Raw genomic sequence first — 21218 nt, forward strand, 5'->3', positions numbered from 1 at the left:
AAAACACTCCTTAAATTTTAAAATTTCTATGTTGTAAAGAGTATGGATACTTTCCATACTCTTTACGGAGTTATATGTATCATTTTCCTGCTAAATTGACCTAGCAAGCCTAAAACCGAGATCATCTATATGAAATGTAGGATGACTACGACGGCGACAAGTAGCACCGCACCCTCTCGCTTCTTCAGCCCAGCTACCGCCTCGGAAAATTCGGTACGATCCATATACCTTTTCATCATACAAATCATAACACCATTCCCAAACATTCCCTAACATATCATATACTCCCCATGCATTCGGTTCTTTTTTACCGACCTCATGAATTTTCCCATCCGAGTTTTTATTATACCAAGCTATCTTATCAAGTTCTCCATATGTATACCCAGTAGTCCCTGCTTTACATGCATATTGCCACTCTCCCTCAGAAGGTAATCGGTAGCCGTTGGACTCTACATTACAACTAACCTTTTGACCGCCATCACTAATAGAATAATATTCTTTTAATCCCGCTTTTTTTGAAAGTAAATTACAAAATATAATCACATCATTCCAAGAAGTATTAACAACGGGTTTATGATTGCCTAAAAAAGAATTTGATGATTCATTTATAACAGTATAATATAATTCCATCGTTACAGTATATTGCGCAAGAAGAAACGGCTTAATTTGGGCCTTCCATTCTCTTTTAATTCGATCGTCTCTTAAAACTATCTCCCCTGCTGGGATTTTTACCATATAAGAATCAATCAAGCGAATTATTTCATTCAATATTATTCCTCCATTCAAAATGGAACATAATTTAATGTTTTTAATGCACCAATTTATACTTACTGCACTTCCTTTATGAATCGTTGAACCTCATTTGGTGTTTTTAAAATAATAATTCTTTTATCCTTATTGAATTGATCGATTCTTTTTAAAATTGCAGGTCTTTTCGACTTAGGATATTCCCATATCCATTTGAAAAATTGCAAGTCAAATCTTTCTTCACATCCAGCCCCCATATCCGGTCTTGTTTTATTCCGATATTGCACAATTCTTTTAAAAGCACGATAAACACAAATTGTTCTATGAATATCAAGAAAGATAATTGTATCAGCTGCGTTAATTCTTATGTCCATTGTCCCGCCATAATTCCCATCAATAATCCACTTTTCCCCTTTAACTAATTCATTTTGAACCGTTCTTTGCTCCTCTTTCGGTACACCCTCCCAATTTGGTTTCCAAAATAGTGCATCAAGATGATGCACCTTAATATTTAATTTATTCCCTAACTGTTTTGCTAATGTAGATTTTCCTGAACCACCAGAACCTATTAATATTATTTTTTTCATAAATACCCCTTTTTACATCTTTTATTTCTTCCATAGCATAAACTCACCAAGCATTCCTACTCCAACACCAATTGTGTAAGCCACTAAATCACTCCATAAAAATCCATAACCTAATACGAGTCCACCTAAAGTCGTTGCGCGAATGCTATCAATCCATTCCGCATGGTACAATTGGCTAATTTCAATCCCGTAGCAAAATATCAAACTAATAAAAGCTAATTTCTTCATTTCTATTTTAGGAAACAAAAATCCGAATCCAGTAAAAATCATTAATGCCCATAAAGCATCACCTAAGTACTCATTTAACAAATCTGGTAACGCAAAAGCAAACTTTCTTGAACTAAGACCTAAAATAATAACAACTATAGTAAACACCGCATATAGTAATCTATTTCGTTTCGTATTCATTTCAAAACCCCCTAATATATAATGTAAAACTGCAAATAGCTAGTAAAATATAATCATTTTACTAGCTATTTATAGTCGACTTCACTTTGTATTTAATCCAATAACTCTTGCTGCTTTTTCTTTGAAAATGATTGTAATACTAAATCATACGACCAATCTATCATTTTATTAATTTGTTCTTGCCCCACATCCTTATGTATGTACACTGTATTCCAATGCTTTTTATTCATATGATATCCAGGAATTATTGTTTCTGGATAATCTTCTCTTATTCGTAAAGAGAGTTCTGGATCACATTTTAATGTAATCGCAGCTTTTTCCCCTTCTTCATGGTTCACTATCGCAAATATTTTATTATTGAGCCTCATACATGTTGCACTCCAGCCATCTGGAGAATCCTCTGTCGCTTTTCTTTTCGATAAACAATACGCTCTTGTTGCATTCATTCTAATTGGCACCTCTTATTCTTTCACTATTTGATTACGATGCATCACAATTTGCTTCGTCGCTTTAAATTGCTGTTCACCATAAAACTTTATTAGTTTCTCGCCGCAAAATAGACTTACAATATCAATATGAGATATCTCTCGAAGTAACATTGTAAGCATCTTCTCACCAATTCCCTTGTTTCTTACACTCTCATGTACGACAACATCTTCAATATACGCCCGAAAAACACCGTCAGTAACAACTCTAGCAAATCCAATTAATTCGTTTTCTTCCCATACTCCAATTGCTATACTATTCTTTAACATTTTTTGAATATCGACTTCTTTTCTTTCTGGCCACCAACCTACAGAATCGTAAAGTTTCTTTATTTTTTCTACACAGATTGGTTGTTCATGTTGTAATCTATACGTGTACATTTTTTCTCCCCTCAACCAGTATACATAATATTATTATAATCTCTTTTCTAAAAAGTGTTGACTATGCCCTTTAGGATGATCTTCAACAACACCATATTCTCGGTATCCGTGCTTTTTATAAAAATCTGGTGCTTGGAAACTAAATGAATCTAGTAAAATAAGTCTACATCCTTTTTCCATCGCAATTCCTTCTATTTTATGTAACAATTGACTACCATAACCATCATGACGAACAGATTCATCAACCCATAAAAAATCTATATGAAGATGATAAAAATACATCGTTCCTGTTACCCCGCCAAAGATTTTTCCTTCCTCATCTTTCACTACAAAACTTACTTGTTCCATGGGCTGTTTTACTTCATCTGTTAAGATAGACATATTATATTGAATTACTTTATTTTTAATGTATTCACCTTCAGTGCGAGTACCGTTCTCTATGCTTTTCATATATTTCCTCCTTTCAACTTAGTAAGCTACATTTAATTTTTACTTCTTCTCTTTAATATACTGATGAATATAAATCCAGCATATGTAACAAAGCATGAAAAACCAATTATGCCTGGTACAGAGACATAGCCTATTCTCACATAACTTATAACGGCAAAACTAGCGATTAATAATAAAATAGATGGCCAAAAAATAAGTGCTGTTGGAGTAAAGCCATGTTCCTTATATATTATAGAATGGGTTTATATTTGTGTCATAAGGGCTTATGCTTATTTTTATTTTTAAAGGCTTTTTCCTTATACTTGCGTGTTAGCTGATTCATAAACTATAGAGTGTAAGTGGGTAAATGATAAGGATGGTGTAAAAATGAGTAAATTTAAAAAAAATTTTCATATTCCGTGCGAATGTTTCGGTCCCCCTTTACCTCCACCTGAAATTGGTCCAACGGGTCCAACAGGTCCAACGGGCCCAACAGGTCCAACAGGTCCAACAAGTCCAACGGGCCCAACAGGTCCAACAGGCGTAACTGGCCCAACGGGTCCAACAGCAGTAGGATGTTGTCCATGTAATAATATTCTTGACAACCCTGGATTTGACGAGCCGGCAGTAGTAGGAGATCCAGTTCCAGGTTGGAATCAAGCAGGTTCTGTTTCAGAAGTAGGGTTTCCAAACGTTCATAGTGGCCGGTTTCTGTCAAATGGTTCATTTAGTCTCTTAGCTGCATCAATTAATCCAGGTGGAAGTATTAATCAAACAGTTGATGTTGACGCAGGTTGTTGTTATACGTTTTCTTTTGCTGCAGATGTAAGGGATGGTGCATTTCTTATAGCTTCAGTATCTTTCCCAGAACTTGGGCAAGCATGTCCTCCTGCCCCTGTAACTCTTGGTCCATTAAACATTCCACATATTGTACCAGTTATGAATCAACCACAATCTCTTTTCCAACATTATATTCTTGTTGTGTGTATACCTGCTACTGTAACTACAGCATGTATTTCTTTCCAAAATACTGCTACAGGGGGAGAAGGCGCAACAGCTTTTGTTGACAATGTTGTATTTCAGCCGACTGGTGGACCTTGTACTTCATGTTCACAAAATTTCTAATGTATTGAAGTACTTGAATCTTTTCGTTTTGCTGGCGGATCACAAAACCATTAAGGAGAGCCTTTGTGCTCTCTTTTTATGTTAGAAATCACCAGACACTCCCATATGCTGAGCGCATTCCTTTATAGTCCCGATACATATGAGCGATTCACTTTTGTAAACGGTATACTCCTTTAGGTGCACTATTCCCCTCCCTGCTATTAAAATAACGTTTTTATTCAATTATCGGTTACAACGTTTGTTTGACTTGTCATCTTATATTCTTTATATAAGCACTTCAAAGCTTCTAGAATTGTTTCATCAACCTCTTTATTATCAAATCGATTAGGTAAATCTCTTCCCCCAATTACATAAAGAAACGGAGATTCATGAAACATCCCTATTATACCAATATTTATTATAGCGGTGGATAAACCACCTGTCACATGCGCTAAATGATAATACGGTATTCCTTCATAATCACCTTGTTGCCTTACAATTCCATTTATAATTGATTCCCATAATTCTGGTTCTGCTTTATACCCTTGAAAAATATGTACTAAAAGTGAAAGAACTTGATTTAACTCTCCGACATTTTGCTCATCTCTAGGGTTTTCCTGTATATGAATCTTTGAAAAGTACGTTAAAACATTTTCTCTGACAGTTTCCCATCCTCCGCAGTGCATTACAACCGAGTGAGCAATATAACTGTCGTGGCAAGCTATCATTACTTCAACCGCTTTACTAAGTGTTAATGTAGTTCTTCCTTGTAAATGAGGATATAACTGCACACTATCCTCATTTGGATTAAACTTAATGTGATGAAGTGTATCATTCCAATTAATTTGTTTGTCCTTTACCATCTTTGCTACTGCAAATCCAATTGCAACTTTTGCTGCTGATGCTAAAGGAACGTATAGCTCATTGTTATGGGTAGCGACTATATTTCCATTCTTTGTTGAATAAACAAGTATTCCAACTTGACCAATTTGTATTTCTTTTATTTTTTTAATGACAGCCTGCATATTCATCCCTCTTCTTATATCGTTTTATCATCTTCTCAAAATTCGATATAGAATATAAGAATCCTTTTTTGTTAAATGATAATCATGAATACAATAAGAAAAAGATAGCATGAGATTTCTTCATACTACCTTTTGAAATATATACAATTTCTTTTTAAAATTATTTTTAAAGTAATAGATACAGCTATTCTTCAGTAGGATTTTTAGGACCATTAAGCTCCAATTGATAAAAAGCTAAATTTAGCCATCGATTGAACTTATAACCGGCTTTTTTTATTGTTCCTGCATGAACAAATCCATAGTTTTGATGCAGGGCAATACTTTTCTCATTTTCTGCGTCAATTCCAGCAATTAAGGTCATATATTCTCTTTCTTTTGCTATTGTAATTAATTCTTCTATTAAAGAGGACCCAACTCCATTTTTTCTATATTCCTTATCAACATACACAGAATGTTCAACTGAATATTTATAGGCAGACCATGCCCTAAAGGGGCCAAATGTCGCAAATCCTACTACTTTATTATCTAGCTCGTAGACTAAAATTGGATAGCCATCAGCCTTTTTTTGTTCATACCAATCTATTCTATTTTCAAGGGTTACAGGTTTGTACGCATATACAGCTGTTGAATTAAGGATTGCATCATTATAAATATCTAAAATAAATGTTACATCTTTTTTCATTGCTTCCCTTATCATTGTTTTCTTCCTTTCATAATGATATTTCTCTGTACCTTTCTTTCAACTGATCTACCTAATAATAATTCAAACTTATTTTTACAACCGAATTCTAGATTTTCGAAAACCATCAATTGCATTTAGTACCGCAGATAATATGAAGATAATTATCCCTCCACCAATTAACCACGTTTTAAATTCCTCTGGAGAAATTGCAAACACATTTGCCACATACATAATGAATCCTTCGTTAAATAAATGAGGATTTACTACAATTACAATGAATACTATTGTTGCAGCTAACTGTAGGATTGCATTCCCAATTGCCAACCTTGTCGTCCATTGTCCCTGTACTAACTTATAAAGAGATATAGCTACTTCGAAAACGATCATAATTACAACGATTGGCCAATACTGAAGTAAAACATCTTGATTGAAAGTTGGTGCGACAAATTTCAGTCCATCTGCTGCACCATTATATACGCCAACAAGATGATTCGCATAAAAGTAAAGGGTAGCCCAAACTGCTGTCCACATCAAACCTCCAAAAACTTCAAACTTTGAGATTGACTTTTTCTTTGGAACATACGAGATATTTTTCAAATCATCAGGAGTCCATTTTTTTAAACTTGTCGTCAACGGTTGGGTACCTTTGTCTTTATCTGTTCTTTCTAAAATAGCAAATACAAGTGTCAACCAGAAAAATACATGGAGGCCTACTTCGACAATTTCCCCAATGCCTTTACCTATCAATTGTAAAATAACATTTAATACTGCTTGATCACCAGTATAGCCTATAAAATTTTCTGCAATCATTGCAATGAGTGCGATAACAGCTGCAATTGGTATAATCATTTTTAATAGCGTCGTATATACATCAAAATAGCGTGGTCCAATTAAATGCATCGGTCTATCCAAATACCCATTAGCCAATGAAACCGGGCTCCCCAATTTTTCGAGAACGCTCTTCACATCATCTTCATTATAATCGTCTGATAACATATCCTCTATTGTCGACCGTAGCTCAAGCGTAATATCTTCACGATTTTTTTCAGGTAATCTCTTCGCAACTTCTTGGACGTACATATCAATCAAACTCATTCTTGTCCTCCTCCTTTAATAAGTTATAAAGTTCTTTTGAATCCTTTATCCATTCCTTTTTCAACTGCAAAAATATATTTAATCCATATTCACTTAAAACATAGTACTTACGAGGTCTACTCTCCGTTTTATCCCAACTACTCGTCACTAGCTCCTGCTTTTCTAATCGGCGAAGTAGTGGATATAAAGTACTTTGATCTATCATGATTCCTGATTGCTCCAATAATTGGACAAGCGAATATCCATATTGCGGCGTTCTTAGTTGACTTAAAACCGCTAATGTCAATGTCCCTCTCCTTAGCTCAGTAATTAATGAATTTAATAAAGTATCCATTCACCCACCTCATTTCCATTACTATATGTCATACAGTATGTGTTTTATACTATGTATCGTACAGTATTAGTGTGACAAAAACAATAATTTTTCAAAAAATATATACAATAAAAAGCACAAACTATATAATTTGCGCTTTTCTAGCTAACTTAAATACCTATAACACTCTTAACTTTGTCCCTCTGGTAATAAAAAATCTCCCTTTTCTTTAAGAAATGGTGCAACACCTACAATTGCCTCAAAATTGATTACTCCATATACATGCGGGTATTCTTGACCGTTAGAAGCAAGTTCATATTTTATTTCTGCTTTTACTAGGGATGGATCAATTGTAAGTAATAATACATCTTCTTCATGACTGAAATGTGTTTCCGCAACTTTTAAAGCTTGGTCTAATAATGAACAATGAATGAACCCCTCTTCTTTAAGTGAGGCTTCATTAATCTCTCTAGTTGTTTTTGCGATTTCCCAATTTCTTTTTGTTATTACTTTTGTAATCATATCCATTCCCCTTATATCCTTATATAGAAAAAAAGAGGTTTTTCTGTTTATTACTAGAAAATCCTCTTTTTTATTTATTTTAATCCCTTAATTAATGGCGACGCTTCCCCACTATGGAAAATCCATAAATCATGAAGCGATCTCGTACATCCGACATACAATAATTTCGCATCATGTTTTGTATTTTTGTAATGTTCCTCATCAACGTCGATTAGAAGTACGGCATCAAATTCTAAACCTTTCGCCAAATATACAGGTACTACCGAAATACCACCTTCATATTTGCTTTGATCTGCTTCAATGACATTAACAGTCAACTCTGCATTTGTTAACTTCTCATATATATCACGGCATTCATCGTCTGTTCTTCCAATTACCGCGATTGTTTTCACATCTTCAGTTTGCAAATGCTGTAATGTCTTTAAAACTTCAGTAAATTGGTCCTCTGCCGGAATTACTTTCACGTCTTCACCGCTACGGAAAACTGGAGTTGCGAGTCCCACTGGAATCTCTGCATTTTTAATTATTTCATTCGCGAATTCAATAATTTCTTTTGTAGAACGATAACTTCTCGTCAGTTCATAATAACCTGTTTCTTGGAATACTTCCTTAAAAGCACCCCAGTCTTCAATTCCTTGATAATCATAAATCGCTTGAGATAAATCACCTAATATGGTGAAAGAATTACCTAGTGTAATTTCTTTTAATACATATACTTGGAATGGCGAGAAATCTTGCGCTTCATCAATAACGACGTGATGGAACTTTTGTCCAATTTCAATTCCTGTTATGCGATGTTGTATGTAAATTAAAGCTGGTAAGTCTTCTACATACACTTCTTTTTTACGACAATTCTTTTCTGTTTCTTGAACAAGTTCTTCAGGTAATACTTCGAGTATTTCTTTACTCTTTATCATTGAATTATATAGTGAAAGCGGGCTCATTTTCGGCCAAAAATTCATATATGTGTTCAATCTCTTTGTCGCTTCTTTTTTTAGTAACTTTTTCTCGTTTGTTTCTCCAAACTTTTTAAGTTCAATTTCAATCCAGCGCTTCATTCGGCCGACTAAACGTTCTCTTCTTTTCTTTAATGGATAATGTTTATATTCAACTTGTATCCATTTTTTAACGTCTTCCACTGGAATAACTGCTTTATCCCATGCCTCAAAATCTTTTGTCGGTACTAATTCTTTTTCAAATTGAATCATTCTTTCTTCAATAAACGACTTAAATTCCAGCCTGCCTTTTAATTTTCCGAGCATAACCTTTTTTTCATCGCGATTAATTGAAAAAGCTTCTTTCAATTTTTCTTCTGTCTGCTTTAGTTTCACCGAACCATCTAACGTACGTAATGCCCAATCTGGAAACGTTGTTTGACTAATATTTCCTACCCCTAACTCAGGAAGTACACTCGAAATATAGTCTAAAAACAAACTGTTTGGAGCGAATACGATCATTCTCTCCGCTTCAAGTTGTTCACGATATTCATAAATTAAAAAAGCAAGGCGATGTAAAGCGATCGTTGTTTTTCCGCTCCCTGCAACCCCTTGAATTAATAATGGTAAGTTTCTTTCCGCACGAATAATATCATTTTGCTCCGATTGTATAGTCGAAACGATATCTTTCAATTTATTATCTTTATTCTCACCTAATCGATATAGAAGAAAATCATCAGCATGTGAGACATCTTCATTTCCTTTCACATATGTATCAACAACACGTTCTAGTTCTCTCTTTCGAATCGAAATGTTTCGTTTTAAATAAACATCGCCTTCTACTAATCCGTCTGGTGAATGATAAAATGCTAATTCTTCACCACCAGTAAATGAATAAAACATACTTGCGACAGGTGCACGCCAATCAATTACAATTGGTTTCATCGTATCTTTATCTGAAACACCTACTTTACCGATGTAAATCGGCATTACGTCTTCCTTGCCATCCTCCTGAAAGTCTAATCTTCCAAAATACGGCTCATGTACACCAATACGTAAGCTTTGTCTATTAGACTCCCTCATACTTTCAAGAATTTGCTCTTTAAAATCTTCTCCATAATAAACCGGGATTTTTTCAAGCTGTTCTAATTGATCATCCATCGTACTTAAAGTATCTTTCATTTTTTGTAACTCTTCGTCAAAAATGTTGTTCATTTGATGATTCCCTCCTGTCCGTTCCAATTTTTTCAGTCGAAATATAATTGTATTAAAAATCCATTCATAAAGTCAATAGTTTTAGTAAGAATTTTCTAAATTAAAAAAGAGTAGAGATTAATCCCTACTCTTTTTTAATTTAATTCGATATGCCAAACATTCATTTAATGTTGCCAATTCTTTATATTTTCGTTTTTCAAAATCATATGCTCCCCCAGGGAAGAATCCCATAATACTTAAACCAGCTTCAGCACATAGATTGCTAATCTCATCTACCGTATAACATCGTAAAGACTGTGTTACTACATCATTTGGATAATTAGGGTCCCACCAATGATCTAACATTCTTTCATTTATACTATCATATTCGTATTTTCGCATAGCTACACTTAAGAACATTTCTTGTCCACTTACTTTTTTCCAATACAATGGTTGATAAATATCAATAAGTGCACATCCATCATCCTTCATCCAATTTTTAATCCGTTTTAATAGAATCAATTGCTCATCATCTGTTCCTACACCAAATCCGTCTAAATAACTAACAACATCAAACTTTTCTTCAAAGTTAATTTTATAAAAATCAGCGCAATGAATATCTATATTATTAGTAGAATGTTCTTTTGCAAACATAACTAACTCTGGTACAAGTTCAACCGTAGTCATTTTCACTTGTAACCTAGACATCGCCCTTGCAAATCTACCATTTCCTGCTCCTAGTTCTAACATCGCTTGAAATGGATGACCAACTTGTTCTTGAACTTCTTTAGCAACCTGCTCTAACCAGCTTTCTGTATTGATATCGTAATTCGACAGTTCGAATTGTTTTTGGTAAAATTCCTTCACATTTAATTCGTTCATTATTATTCTCCTCCTGCACTAAATTTTTCTGCTACAGGTGAGAAACTAAATTTCTGACACCCATGAAAAAAACCATTTTTATTTCTCTATATTTATGATTTATCAAAATAATAAGAATTTTGAAATTACCAATATAAAAAGCAGATAATGGTCGATTCCACTATCTGCTCTATAGCTGCTTTTATTTTCCTTGTTGATACTCCACCCAATCACCAGAAATGATGACTTTCTTTAGCATCTCTTTATCTTGAGCAATATACACAAATGCACGTATTTCTCTATTACCTAAATAAATCGTTTCGGTGATTCTGTCATATAAATCACTCTCTGTATTACCTGTGTATTCTTCAAGTTCATCTAACTTTTGCAGAACATCATCATTTACTTCATAAACTTCTCCGTATACTTTGTCCTCATTTGAACAAATCATCGCAGGGTACCCTTCGTATGTATCAAATAATTTACCATACGTCCATGCTTCGTCTGCGATGCATATTGCACCTTGCATAAAATGAGCATTCGTTTGCTCTTTTCTTAACGTGCCATACACGAAAACGTGATGCATAAATCCCTATCCCCTTTATATGTCTCTACTTTCTAATTTGTAAATAAGCACGAATCATAAAGTAACTCACTTCATTTGGAAGTTGGTCCTTAATCGATTTCAGACCACCCTCTGCATTTTGCACGGCAGTTTCAATCAGTGATTCATATTCTGCAGGAACAAAACTGTTCCAGTCTACTTCCATTCCATCTTCAAAGCAGCGAATTAAATGATTTTCAATTGTTTGTCTTGATAAGCTACGTTCTTTAGCAATTTCATCTAGATCAATGCCTTGTTTATACATTTCATACGTTTCTAAATGAGAATTCGCTGACGCTTTTCCTGATTTTTTACTCTCTGAAACAACTTCAGTCTTAATTGTTTCCGCATAGTTTGGGTTATCCTCAATAAAGTGCTGAACTGCTTGTAAGAAGTGAGACCCGTACTTCACAAGTTTGTGTTCTCCGATTCCTTTTACAGTTAGGAGTTCGGAGTCACTTTGTGGCATTTTCGCACACATATCTTTTAACGTTTGGTCAGAGAAAATAACGAACGGTGGTACACCTTCTCCTTGTGCAATTTCTTTACGCACTTCACGAAGCACTTCAAATAAAGGATGGTCTTGAACAATTTGTCTCGTTTCTACTCGTTCTTTGCGTAAAACATTCTCTTTACCAAGTAATACTTCTTTTCCTTTTTCCGTTACTTTTAATGTTGGATACGTACCATGTTCAACTGCAATTAACTCATCTGAAATTAAAAACTCAATAAACTCACTGACTTCTTTTACACTACGGTTTGATAAAAGACCGTACGTTGGCAAAGTATGAAAATTAAATTCAATGACTTTCTTATTTTTAGATCCAGTTAATACTTGTGCAATCATTTGCTTTCCGAATCGTTGGTTCGTCCTAATCATACAAGATAGTACCATTTGGGATTCTCTCGTCACATCGATACTTTCACGGTCGTCCGTACAATTACCGCAGCGACCACAATCTTCCTTCGGCTCTTCTCCGAAGTATTGCAAAATAAATGATTGTAAACATTGTTCTGTATGACAGTAATCGGTCATATTTTGGAGTTTTTCAAGCTCATTTGAAAAACGTGATTCTCCAGTTGATTGATCGATTAAAAAGCGTTGTACTTGCACATCTTGAGAAGAATATAACAAAATACATTCACTATCTAATCCATCACGACCAGCACGTCCTGCTTCTTGATAGTAACTTTCCATATTTTTTGGAAGTTGATAATGGATAACGTAACGTATATTCGATTTATCTATACCCATTCCAAATGCAGATGTTGCCACCATAACACTTATTTCATCTCGTAAAAAGAGTTCTTGCTGTTCATTTCGATCGTGGTCGCTCATACCAGCATGATATTTCGATACAGAAACTCCTGCTTTCCCTAAATCTTCATATAACTGATCGACAACTTTTCTTGTAGCTGCATATATAATCCCAGATTCCTTCTGATTTTGACGAATATAATCCGCTAAATAAGCATTACGATCCTGTCCTTTAATGACAGAGAATGATAAGTTCTCGCGCTCAAACGTTGTCATAATCGTGTTTTCTTGATTAATTCCAAGCGTATTGCAAATATCTTCACGAACTTGTGGTGTTGCCGTAGCAGTTAACGCTAATACGAGCGGCTTTTCTGGAAGATAATCTAATATGCGATGTATATGTAAATAACTAGGACGGAAATCATGTCCCCACTGCGAAATACAGTGCGCCTCATCAATTGCAATCATCGGGATTTTCATATCGATAAGTTGATCAACAAATTCCATTGAATCAAGACGCTCAGGCGCCACATAAAGTAACTTATAATGGCCTTGTTTCGCTAATTGAATTCGTTGATTTGCTTCTGTAATAGAAATAGAACTATTAATATAAGTCGCTGAAATACCGTTTTGTACTAATGTATCTACTTGGTCTTTCATAAGTGAAATCAAAGGTGAAATAACTAATGTCGTTCCTTCGAATACTAATGCGGGAATTTGATAACAAATTGACTTACCACCACCCGTAGGCATAATACAGACTGTATCTTTCCCATCTAATACATTTTTAATTGTTTCATCTTGTCCTCTTCGGAATGACGAATAACCGAAATAAGACGCTAAAAGTTCTTGTGCTTTTGTAAACAAAAAAGAGTCACCTGCTTTTCTTTATCTTTCATCTATTCCCATTATATCATCAAACTGATTCTCGCCACTTTGAATTTTATAAGTATTTGAGTTCTATTTGCTTCCTACGTTTTCCAACATAAAAAAACAAATCTAGTACACAAGAAGAAAGAATTTCAAAATAAATATTCATTTAATTTACCTTCCTAGAATACTACTAATCGTATACATATGAATTTGAGGAGGTTAAATTATGAAGAGTCGTTACAATAATTCCAACAAACCTAAAGCATCAAATAAACAACTCCAATTCTCTAATAATGATGCGTGGAAATATGAATCATTTTATAAGTATCAGCCCTTATTTTCTTATAGCAAGCTTATGAATTTCCTTTCTCAACTTTTTAAACGTTAATACATGTGCCAAATATATATCATTCAAACAAATTTTCTCAACATATAACTTATAGACTTACTACAATACAGTTGTTACCATATATAATAATCTGTTAGATAAACCCCTTATGTTGACCTGCTTAAATTAGCAGGTCTTTTTTTATACTTACATATTGCAATGTATCGTAGCCTGGCTGAAAAGTCTTTTCTCCATTTTAGAACCCTATTCCGCTCTCCACAAATGATTATAATTCCAAAAAGCAAAATATAAATCCGCTACATTCATACAAGCAATTCATTTTTTCTCAATACACAAAGTGAATTTCATTTGTTACTATAAAAGTACTCTAGATGAGTTTTTGCTCATCAACATTATCTAGTTAAAGGGATCTGCCGCGGGAAGCAGATCCCTTTAACTTTATTAAAAAGCACCCTTCTCATTTGGACACATTTACCAGGTTTTTTTGAAAGAATTTTATGTTAATATTACTTAGTCGAGTCCGACATCTCGGCAATACCCTTTTGAGGTCCTGCAATTTCCCTTGCAGGACCTCTATTATTTTAAAATTCTTTTTATTCATATATATCATAAGTGTGTTTTTCATTCCCCTTCAACTTTCTCCTTTTCCAACTCTCAAAAAATCTCTTGGACACGTAACTTAAAAATAACGTTTATCATATTGTGAGATATACATGTTCAAAGGAGTGTAACTATTTATGTATACTTATTGGCAATCGTATTACTCCCCTTATCATATCACTAATGGAAACTTCGATTCATTTGTACGAAATTACCGAGTTAGTAAAAACGAAAACTTTCTAAAAGGATATATGCGTTCTTTATGGGAACAACACGTTGCTTGGACACGATTAGCCATTATAGGCATCATCTTTAACTTGCCCGACGTAAACGTTACCGTTGGACGTCTTCTACAAAATGCAACACACATGGGGCTATCACTTGAACCATTCTACGGAGAAAATGCAGTAAAAAAATATAGTGCATTAATTAAAGACCACTTAACAATCGCTGCTGATCTTGTTAAAGCCGCAAAAGCTGGTGATCAAAACGAAGCGGCCGCTATAGAAAAGAAATGGTACGCTAATGGAGACGAAATTGTTGAGTTTCTAACTAGTATCAATCCACATATAGAAAAAGAAGAATTTAGAAAAATGTTTTATGAGCATTTAGCGTTAACGAAAGCGGAAGCACTTGCCTTCCTAAATAAAGATTATGATGCCAGTGTAAAACTATACGATAAAATTGAAAAAGAAGCATTAGAAATGGCCGACATGATAACAGACGCAATCGTAAAACAATTTCCGCAAGTATTTCAATAAAAATAAGCCGATTTGAAAAAACAAATCGGCTTATTTAGTTTTCTATCAATGATATTTCACTACTCCTCTTTACATTTAACGTATATCGATATATTTTATTAATATCCGTTTTTTATAGGAGGAAATAGTTTGATTAACGCAATTGGTCTCGTATTTATTCTCACAAATAAGCACGAGAAAAAGAAGAAAGTTTATCTGAATGAAAAATTCGCATTAATAGACATTATTGATTCTAAAGAAGTATTTGATGATGAAGGTAACTCATTAGTAGAACTAACATGTAAATACAGCATATACTTAGATGAAAAATACTATTGTAAATCTCTCGATGATTATACTGGACAAGTATTCCCCTTCTTAAGCACAAAAATAGGAAAGGGACTTCTTAGAAACTTAAATTATTACTTTTCTTACGTTGATGCCTATGATAAAAAACCACCTGTTAAAGAAATAAGACCGCTTATGAAACAAGTAACTAACAGATAGCGGACAGTATCCAAAAAGAAAGCACCTAACTTCAGATGCTTTCTTTTTTTGAATCAGTAACTCTCTAACTTTCATCTCCTTCTAAATATATATACCCAAGCATACTTTAAAATAAAAACATTGGAGGATTAGGCTGAATGAAATATTCAGAATCAATCGTAAGTAAACGGCTTCGAAAACTTAAAACAACTGGTATGTTTTTTATACTATTTTTAATCGCCTGGCTTGGTTATACAAAATTCCTTTATGGAAATGGTTTTCTTCTAGAAAAGAAAAATTCAGTTGAAGTAATGAATACTAGCGTTACTGGAGAAATAGAAAAGAATTTCGATGTAAACTTACAAGGTTTTCGTAAAACAAACCTTGATACACTTATAGATGCTAGTAAAACCGATCCTAGCGAACTATCCTTAATTGAACTTATCAACACATCTTGTTCTAAAGATTGTATTGGCGAGCCTTTAACTTACGTTAAATCAAACCACGGATATATCTTTTATAAGGAATCTAATGGTACTAATGTAGCTTTAAAGATTATAAAACAGGATTCATGGGAAATTGAAAAAAAATCTGTTCAAGATGGAATTTAAAAGGTTTATACACAAAAAGAGTACTTACTTCGAAGTACTCTTTTTAAAATATTACCACTTACGACATTTATCATCATCGTCGTCACGTTTACGATTGCGACGGCAATCATCACAATCACAGTCACGTTTACGTCTACAACCACAATCATCACAATCTCTGCGTCTACATCTTCCAAACATTAAATCATCCCAAAATCTATTACAATCTCTGCGTCTACAACCACAATTATTACACATGAATATGACTCTCCCCTCAATAGCGTTCATCATATTCTATGTTTAAAAACGTAAAAAGGCTTGTTTACTAGTCTATTTTAAATGTATTAATTTGGTATAATTTGAATCTATATTACTAATTTATCCCTATACTTCCTTCTGCGCTTCCACTGCCCCATTCAACCTCTGCAACATATACCCAATTCCTTTACACCCTTCTAATGGATATGTAATGATTTCTTCTGGATATAGCTTCGTCACAACTTTTTTATGCTTCTTCCCTGCAAGTAATACTATTTCATCAAACTGAAGTAAATCTTTATCAATCATCTGTTGTTTTAATTGATCTATGCTAATAATCTCATTACTATTTGAATCAAATGCAAGATCATAATTTCCCTTTACAATATCATTTGGTCTTAAAAATCCATGCTTTGCTGATAATATAACCCAATTCTCGAAAAACTCAGTTGCATACGCCTGACATGCTTTTCCGAATGGACTAATATATACATCTTTTGCCTCTGCCTCTCTGTAATCTGAGTACTTATCCCAAATTTTCTTCTTTCCGCATGGAATTATGCATAACCTTTTCATCGTTATTTCTTACCTCGATTCTATATTTCTTATGAAATATCAATTTTTCAGTACATTTTTTTACAGAATACTATATACTTATCTCGAAAGATAAAATTACATTATATCCTATATTTGGTTTAATTTATTTCAGAACAGTCTATTAAGCATATGTATTATTACATAAACACACCGTACTAAAGTCACTTTCATACAGCATGCAGACTCCTCATCCTTTAGTGAATTTGTAAAGATTTCGTAAAATCAAGTACACTTAATCTCCCAATCTCTATTCAATAGCACAATATATAAATATAGTATAAAAAGGAGGTGAACAACTATGAAAAATATACTCCCAGCATTATTAGCTTATATTATTGTTTGTATCATCGCGATTATCATTCCAGCATCTGAGGGCTATAATACTGTAGGTTGGAAATTCTTTGTTGGGCAAGCGTACGCAATACCTATTTTCATTATTGCAGCTATTATCACATTTTATATAAATAAGAAACGATCTTATGAATAAATGATAAGAAGGATAGCTATTGCTATCCTTTTTTATTTCCATCCAATAGGCTCTTCTGTAATTTTATAATAAAAAGGACAAGTAGCCAATATGACTACTTGTCCTTTCTTTTATCCATACTCAATAATATTAAGCTTGGAATGTTTCTGTTAATACAGGAACGATTTGTTTTTTACGAGATACAACACCTTTTAAAGTAGCTGTGTTGTTTTGTAATGTTACGTTGTAAGCTTTCTCAACAACGTTTGTTGCTTTACCAATCGCAAGACCAACAGAATCGTTAGTTAAGATATCAGTTACAACGAATAAGAATAGGTCCAAACCTTTTTCTTCTACTACTGTAGTGATAACTTTTTCAAGTTCTGCTTGGTGTACAAGAACGTCGTTTGTATCAACAGCGTTTACTTGTGCGATTTCAACTTTCGCGTTACCCATTTGGAATTCTTTAGCGTCAAGAGAGATTAATTGCTCCATTGTTTTTCCGCTTAAATCAGCACCAGCTTTTAACATTTCTAAGCCGTAGCTATCTGCATCTACACCAGCGATTTCCGCTAATTCACGAGCTGCTGCTACGTCTTGTTCTGTGCAAGTTGGAGATTTGAATAGTAAAGAATCTGAAATAATTGCAGATAACATTAAACCAGCAACTTCTTTACGAATTGTAACGCCATTTTCTTTGTACATTTTGTTTAAGATTGTAGCTGTACATCCAACTGGCTCACAACGGTAGTAAATAGGATCGCTTGTTTCAAAGTTAGCAATACGGTGATGGTCAATAACTTCTAACACACGAACAGATTCGATATCGTTAGCACTTTGTTGACGCTCGTTATGGTCAACTAAAATAACGTTGTCCACTTCGTTTGCTACTGTCTCAACAAAACGCGGTCCTTCTACTTTAAAAGAGTCTAACGCAAATTGAGTTTCACCACTGATTTCGCCTAAACGTACAGGCTCAGCATTCATTCCTAATTCTTTTTTCAATTCTGCATAAGCAATCGCAGAACAAATTGCATCTGTATCTGGGTTTTTATGCCCGAAAACTAGTACTTTTTCCATGTTTTCCACCTCTTCATGAAAAGGATATCTTAAAGAAGCAAATATGACAATATTTTAGACACATTTTTTTATAAATAATTGCAGTTTCTTCTATATTTTTCATAAAAAAAATCATCTAAAATGAATTAGATGATCAAAATGTATATTTAATTTAAAATAGTTTAGGAACTTGCACTACATTGTTAAAAGCAAAATTGGAATTTAAACCATTATTCACAAGGTTCACATCAATAACTTGATAAAACGCATTTCCAGTGTCCGCAATCTCCCAAACAGCTAAAATAAGATGGTAGCCATTACGGTCAGTTGGTACATTTGCTTCATGCGTTACTGTTGTCCCCGGTCTAACTCCGCCATCATTTTTTACATAGAACGGCACTAAATCTAAACTAGACCTTGTTAAAGGCATATTTGGATTCCAATCCTTCTTTGTAATGTAGTATTTCCATTCTTTCGTACTATGAGGAGCGGTTAGTTTCCACTTGAATGTATTCATCCCGCCGTTTAACGTAACTTTCTTCCACCTATCAACTGCTTGAACGTCTAAAGCAGGAAAATGGCCAGCTCCTGCGATTTGTCCATCAGAAGGTCCTAATTGCGGAAAACCCCCTATTCCTTCTACACTTTGTGGTTCATATTGAACTGGACCGCAATTTACATTTACCCCTTGCTTACATAAATAAGATCGGCTCGCTGGTGATTCTACATACCCATGAGCTGAAGCCTTTTCTGAAAATCCAAATGTTAATAACCCCGTAAGTAATATCCCGCCACTTAATATAACCTTCTTCACCTTTTGTAAACTTGTCTTTTTCATTCTTTCATCCCCTTCCCAAAAATGAAATGAAAATAACTATAGTTGCCTAGTCATCTTCTCTACATCCATTATAAGTGGAAGAGTATTACTAAAAGAACCCTCTAAAAACTTTCTCAAATTCTTCTAGATACAAAAATATCAATTCTTCACGCATTTTAATTACCAGTTATCAAATCTATTATTTATTTTGTCGTTTTACTGTTAAATACTTATAACACCGTCTGAAAATACAAACGGCGTTAAAGTAGTTAATAATTACTTACAATTATATATCACAGTGTAGCTTCGAAAAAAGTTTGATTACATTAACTCTATAAACCTAGATAAAATAATACAAAGAAAAAGTGTGTTTTGAAAAAGATTGATCTAAACACGCTTTAAATATACTCAATTAAACCATTCGTTTATAAATAAATTACGAAATTGGCAAAGGTAGTCTAGTTATCAAATAGCCCTCTCCCTCTCAGATTTGCGGAAACTGGCTCCTTTCCTATCTCACGTGCCCATATAGATAACTGGCCGATATGGTGGATTTCATGGACAATGACATGACGTATTATCTCTCCGTGTGTACATTCAATGACTCGGCGCCTGATTGGGGCGTCTCTAGAGCTAATCGGTTCTTCATTGAAATCAGTTTCTGAAAGTTTCCGAGAATCCATTTCATTTGTCCAAGAGGTCACAAATGGCTTCACTTTCTCGTGGTATTGATCCGAAAGATTTTTCACTTTTTGCAAGCTAGCATAATCTTCAAACAATGGCTCCTCAGGCACTGGTTCACCTCGCAAACCTAAGATCCACATATATTCCACATCTACAATGTGAAATAGGGTATGTAGTATACTGCCGAGCCCACCGACCCGTTTCTTTACCAGTTCTTCAGCCGACATGTCTTCGCACAATGTAAACCAATCATCACGAACTTGCCAGTTATATTGAAACAGTTTCAACATCACAGCAACCTCCATCTTTTAGATTAACATTTAATATTCACCAAAAGACTTCAAAATTCCTATTTAAATAATACCTCTTATAAACCTATTAAAACCTTATACAAATTGGCCCTCAAATTGAACATTCAATATAAAGTTAATGAATGAAAAGAAAACCCCTATTATACAGGGGTTTATCAATCTTTTTATAAATCAATACTCAGACCTAATAACAACTTTGTGGTTTGAAAATATCCTTCTTTTTAAATAAAAATACTAAATCATTTTATAATAAATAACCGTTGCATCTAACTCACCATTCGGAGAAATTGCATACCCCGGTATTTTACCGGATTCTTGAAAGCCTAATGACTTGTACAATCTATTGGAAGAATCTCCTTCTCTAGTATCTAATACTAAAAGAGATCTGTTTTCTCGCTTTGCCCGTTCTTCTGCTTTTTGCATAAGTAAACGCCCAATACCATTTCGTCTATAATTCGGATGAGTCATTAACTTGCAAATTTCAGCTCTATGTATCCCATTAGGCTTTGTAACTAAATGTAATTGAATACTCCCTGCCACTTCATTGTTTATTTTAGCAACATACAATATCACTTCTGGTGCTAATACAGTTTGCCAATAATTTGTTGCTTCTTTTTGTTCCAGTGGAGGTAAAAAACCAATTGACGCCCCATCATTTACTACAGTTTTCAACAGTTCAGAAAGCTCTTCAATGTCTTCATCAAGTCGTTTAATTTCTTCTATTACTATACTTCGCATTCCTTTTCCCCCTTTTGTTT

26 protein-coding genes are annotated in these 21218 nt (G+C 34.0%); 5 read left to right on the forward strand and 21 right to left on the reverse strand.

What is annotated here, in order from left to right; translation table 11 throughout:
- Positions 1–90: 90 nt before the first annotated feature.
- The 6 genes from MKX37_RS13550 to MKX37_RS13575 all read right to left on the reverse strand — a co-directional run bounded on the left by MKX37_RS13550 (position 91) and on the right by MKX37_RS13575 (position 3058).
- On the reverse strand, positions 91–768 hold the full coding sequence (locus MKX37_RS13550) for a formylglycine-generating enzyme family protein (RefSeq protein ID WP_002127738.1): 678 nt from the start codon (positions 766–768) through the stop codon (positions 91–93).
- Positions 769–827: 59 nt separating this feature from the next.
- Positions 828–1334, reverse strand: coding sequence for a DNA topology modulation protein (locus tag MKX37_RS13555; RefSeq protein ID WP_002013022.1), 507 nt, complete (start codon positions 1332–1334; stop codon positions 828–830).
- A gap of 21 nt (positions 1335–1355) precedes the next feature.
- Complete coding sequence (locus tag MKX37_RS13560) at positions 1356–1742, reverse strand: ribosomal maturation YjgA family protein (protein WP_078422341.1); 387 nt, start codon at positions 1740–1742, stop codon at positions 1356–1358.
- A 92-nt stretch (positions 1743–1834) separates the two neighbouring features.
- On the reverse strand, positions 1835–2188 hold the full coding sequence (locus MKX37_RS13565; RefSeq protein ID WP_000994618.1) for an MmcQ/YjbR family DNA-binding protein: 354 nt from the start codon (positions 2186–2188) through the stop codon (positions 1835–1837).
- A 15-nt stretch (positions 2189–2203) separates the two neighbouring features.
- Positions 2204–2608 carry a GNAT family N-acetyltransferase gene (locus MKX37_RS13570; RefSeq protein WP_002127741.1) on the reverse strand — a complete coding sequence of 135 codons (405 nt, stop codon included), beginning with the start codon at positions 2606–2608 and terminating at the stop codon, positions 2204–2206.
- 33 nt (positions 2609–2641) lie between these two features.
- The gene (locus MKX37_RS13575) at positions 2642–3058 is read right to left on the reverse strand and encodes a GNAT family N-acetyltransferase (RefSeq protein ID WP_002032649.1); all 417 of its coding nucleotides are present in this window, start codon (positions 3056–3058) and stop codon (positions 2642–2644) included.
- 366 nt (positions 3059–3424) lie between these two features.
- On the opposite strand from MKX37_RS13575, the gene MKX37_RS13580 reads away from it, so the two are divergent.
- Complete coding sequence (locus MKX37_RS13580) at positions 3425–4162, forward strand: hypothetical protein (RefSeq protein ID WP_078422342.1); 738 nt, start codon at positions 3425–3427, stop codon at positions 4160–4162.
- Positions 4163–4380: 218 nt separating this feature from the next.
- Here MKX37_RS13580 and MKX37_RS13585 read toward each other — a convergent pair whose 3' ends face one another.
- From MKX37_RS13585 to recQ, 9 genes are all read right to left on the reverse strand, one after another.
- Positions 4381–5166: a serine hydrolase gene (locus MKX37_RS13585; protein ID WP_078422343.1), complete on the reverse strand. Its 786-nt coding sequence runs from the start codon at positions 5164–5166 to the stop codon at positions 4381–4383.
- 184 nt (positions 5167–5350) lie between these two features.
- A complete protein-coding gene (locus tag MKX37_RS13590) occupies positions 5351–5863 on the reverse strand; it encodes a GNAT family N-acetyltransferase (protein ID WP_078422344.1) in 513 nt (170 codons plus the stop codon).
- 78 nt (positions 5864–5941) lie between these two features.
- Complete coding sequence (locus MKX37_RS13595) at positions 5942–6943, reverse strand: HAAS signaling domain-containing protein (RefSeq protein ID WP_016127112.1); 1002 nt, start codon at positions 6941–6943, stop codon at positions 5942–5944.
- Positions 6930–7277 carry a PadR family transcriptional regulator gene (locus tag MKX37_RS13600; RefSeq protein ID WP_078422345.1) on the reverse strand — a complete coding sequence of 116 codons (348 nt, stop codon included), beginning with the start codon at positions 7275–7277 and terminating at the stop codon, positions 6930–6932. The genes MKX37_RS13595 and MKX37_RS13600 overlap by 14 nt, the downstream gene beginning before the upstream one ends.
- A 168-nt stretch (positions 7278–7445) precedes the next feature.
- A complete protein-coding gene (locus MKX37_RS13605) occupies positions 7446–7778 on the reverse strand; it encodes a DUF952 domain-containing protein (protein WP_002127746.1) in 333 nt (110 codons plus the stop codon).
- Between the two features lie 74 nt (positions 7779–7852).
- The gene (locus tag MKX37_RS13610) at positions 7853–9928 is read right to left on the reverse strand and encodes a HelD family protein (RefSeq protein ID WP_078203338.1); all 2076 of its coding nucleotides are present in this window, start codon (positions 9926–9928) and stop codon (positions 7853–7855) included.
- Positions 9929–10045: 117 nt separating this feature from the next.
- Entirely contained in the window at positions 10046–10789 is a 744-nt protein-coding gene (locus MKX37_RS13615; RefSeq protein WP_002168220.1) for a class I SAM-dependent methyltransferase, read from the reverse strand.
- Positions 10790–10970: 181 nt separating this feature from the next.
- Positions 10971–11354: a gamma-glutamylcyclotransferase family protein gene (locus MKX37_RS13620; protein ID WP_016127113.1), complete on the reverse strand. Its 384-nt coding sequence runs from the start codon at positions 11352–11354 to the stop codon at positions 10971–10973.
- Between the two features lie 25 nt (positions 11355–11379).
- Complete coding sequence (recQ, locus tag MKX37_RS13625) at positions 11380–13497, reverse strand: DNA helicase RecQ (RefSeq protein WP_002013002.1); 2118 nt, start codon at positions 13495–13497, stop codon at positions 11380–11382.
- Positions 13498–14589: 1092 nt separating this feature from the next.
- Here recQ and MKX37_RS13630 point away from each other — a divergent pair.
- From MKX37_RS13630 to MKX37_RS13640, 3 genes are all read left to right on the forward strand, one after another.
- Positions 14590–15213, forward strand: a complete 624-nt coding sequence (locus tag MKX37_RS13630) for a hypothetical protein (protein ID WP_002127750.1) — start codon at positions 14590–14592, stop codon at positions 15211–15213.
- A 129-nt stretch (positions 15214–15342) separates the two neighbouring features.
- Positions 15343–15699: a hypothetical protein gene (locus tag MKX37_RS13635; RefSeq protein ID WP_002012999.1), complete on the forward strand. Its 357-nt coding sequence runs from the start codon at positions 15343–15345 to the stop codon at positions 15697–15699.
- 137 nt (positions 15700–15836) lie between these two features.
- Positions 15837–16289 (forward strand): hypothetical protein, encoded by a 453-nt coding sequence (locus tag MKX37_RS13640; RefSeq protein ID WP_002012998.1) that lies wholly within the window; start codon positions 15837–15839, stop codon positions 16287–16289.
- A 51-nt stretch (positions 16290–16340) separates the two neighbouring features.
- Here MKX37_RS13640 and MKX37_RS13645 read toward each other — a convergent pair whose 3' ends face one another.
- A complete protein-coding gene (locus MKX37_RS13645) occupies positions 16341–16526 on the reverse strand; it encodes a hypothetical protein (protein ID WP_002085081.1) in 186 nt (61 codons plus the stop codon).
- 126 nt (positions 16527–16652) lie between these two features.
- Positions 16653–17102, reverse strand: coding sequence for a DUF6884 domain-containing protein (locus MKX37_RS13650; RefSeq protein WP_002127751.1), 450 nt, complete (start codon positions 17100–17102; stop codon positions 16653–16655).
- A gap of 319 nt (positions 17103–17421) precedes the next feature.
- Here MKX37_RS13650 and MKX37_RS13655 point away from each other — a divergent pair, with 319 nt between their 5' ends.
- Positions 17422–17610, forward strand: a complete 189-nt coding sequence (locus tag MKX37_RS13655) for a DUF4017 family protein (RefSeq protein WP_002012993.1) — start codon at positions 17422–17424, stop codon at positions 17608–17610.
- Between the two features lie 129 nt (positions 17611–17739).
- Here MKX37_RS13655 and ppaC read toward each other — a convergent pair whose 3' ends face one another.
- From ppaC to MKX37_RS13675, 4 genes are all read right to left on the reverse strand, one after another.
- Entirely contained in the window at positions 17740–18669 is a 930-nt protein-coding gene (ppaC, locus tag MKX37_RS13660; RefSeq protein ID WP_002032629.1) for a manganese-dependent inorganic pyrophosphatase, read from the reverse strand.
- A gap of 151 nt (positions 18670–18820) precedes the next feature.
- Complete coding sequence (locus MKX37_RS13665; protein ID WP_002127752.1) at positions 18821–19486, reverse strand: lytic polysaccharide monooxygenase; 666 nt, start codon at positions 19484–19486, stop codon at positions 18821–18823.
- A 437-nt stretch (positions 19487–19923) separates the two neighbouring features.
- Positions 19924–20439 (reverse strand): DinB family protein, encoded by a 516-nt coding sequence (locus tag MKX37_RS13670; RefSeq protein ID WP_078422346.1) that lies wholly within the window; start codon positions 20437–20439, stop codon positions 19924–19926.
- A 255-nt stretch (positions 20440–20694) separates the two neighbouring features.
- A complete protein-coding gene (locus MKX37_RS13675) occupies positions 20695–21198 on the reverse strand; it encodes a GNAT family N-acetyltransferase (protein WP_048516846.1) in 504 nt (167 codons plus the stop codon).
- Between the last annotated feature and the right edge of the window lie 20 nt (positions 21199–21218).

The organism is Bacillus sp. FSL R5-0709, assembly GCF_038004785.1.
GTDB classification, from domain to species: domain Bacteria; phylum Bacillota; class Bacilli; order Bacillales; family Bacillaceae_G; genus Bacillus_A; species Bacillus_A mycoides.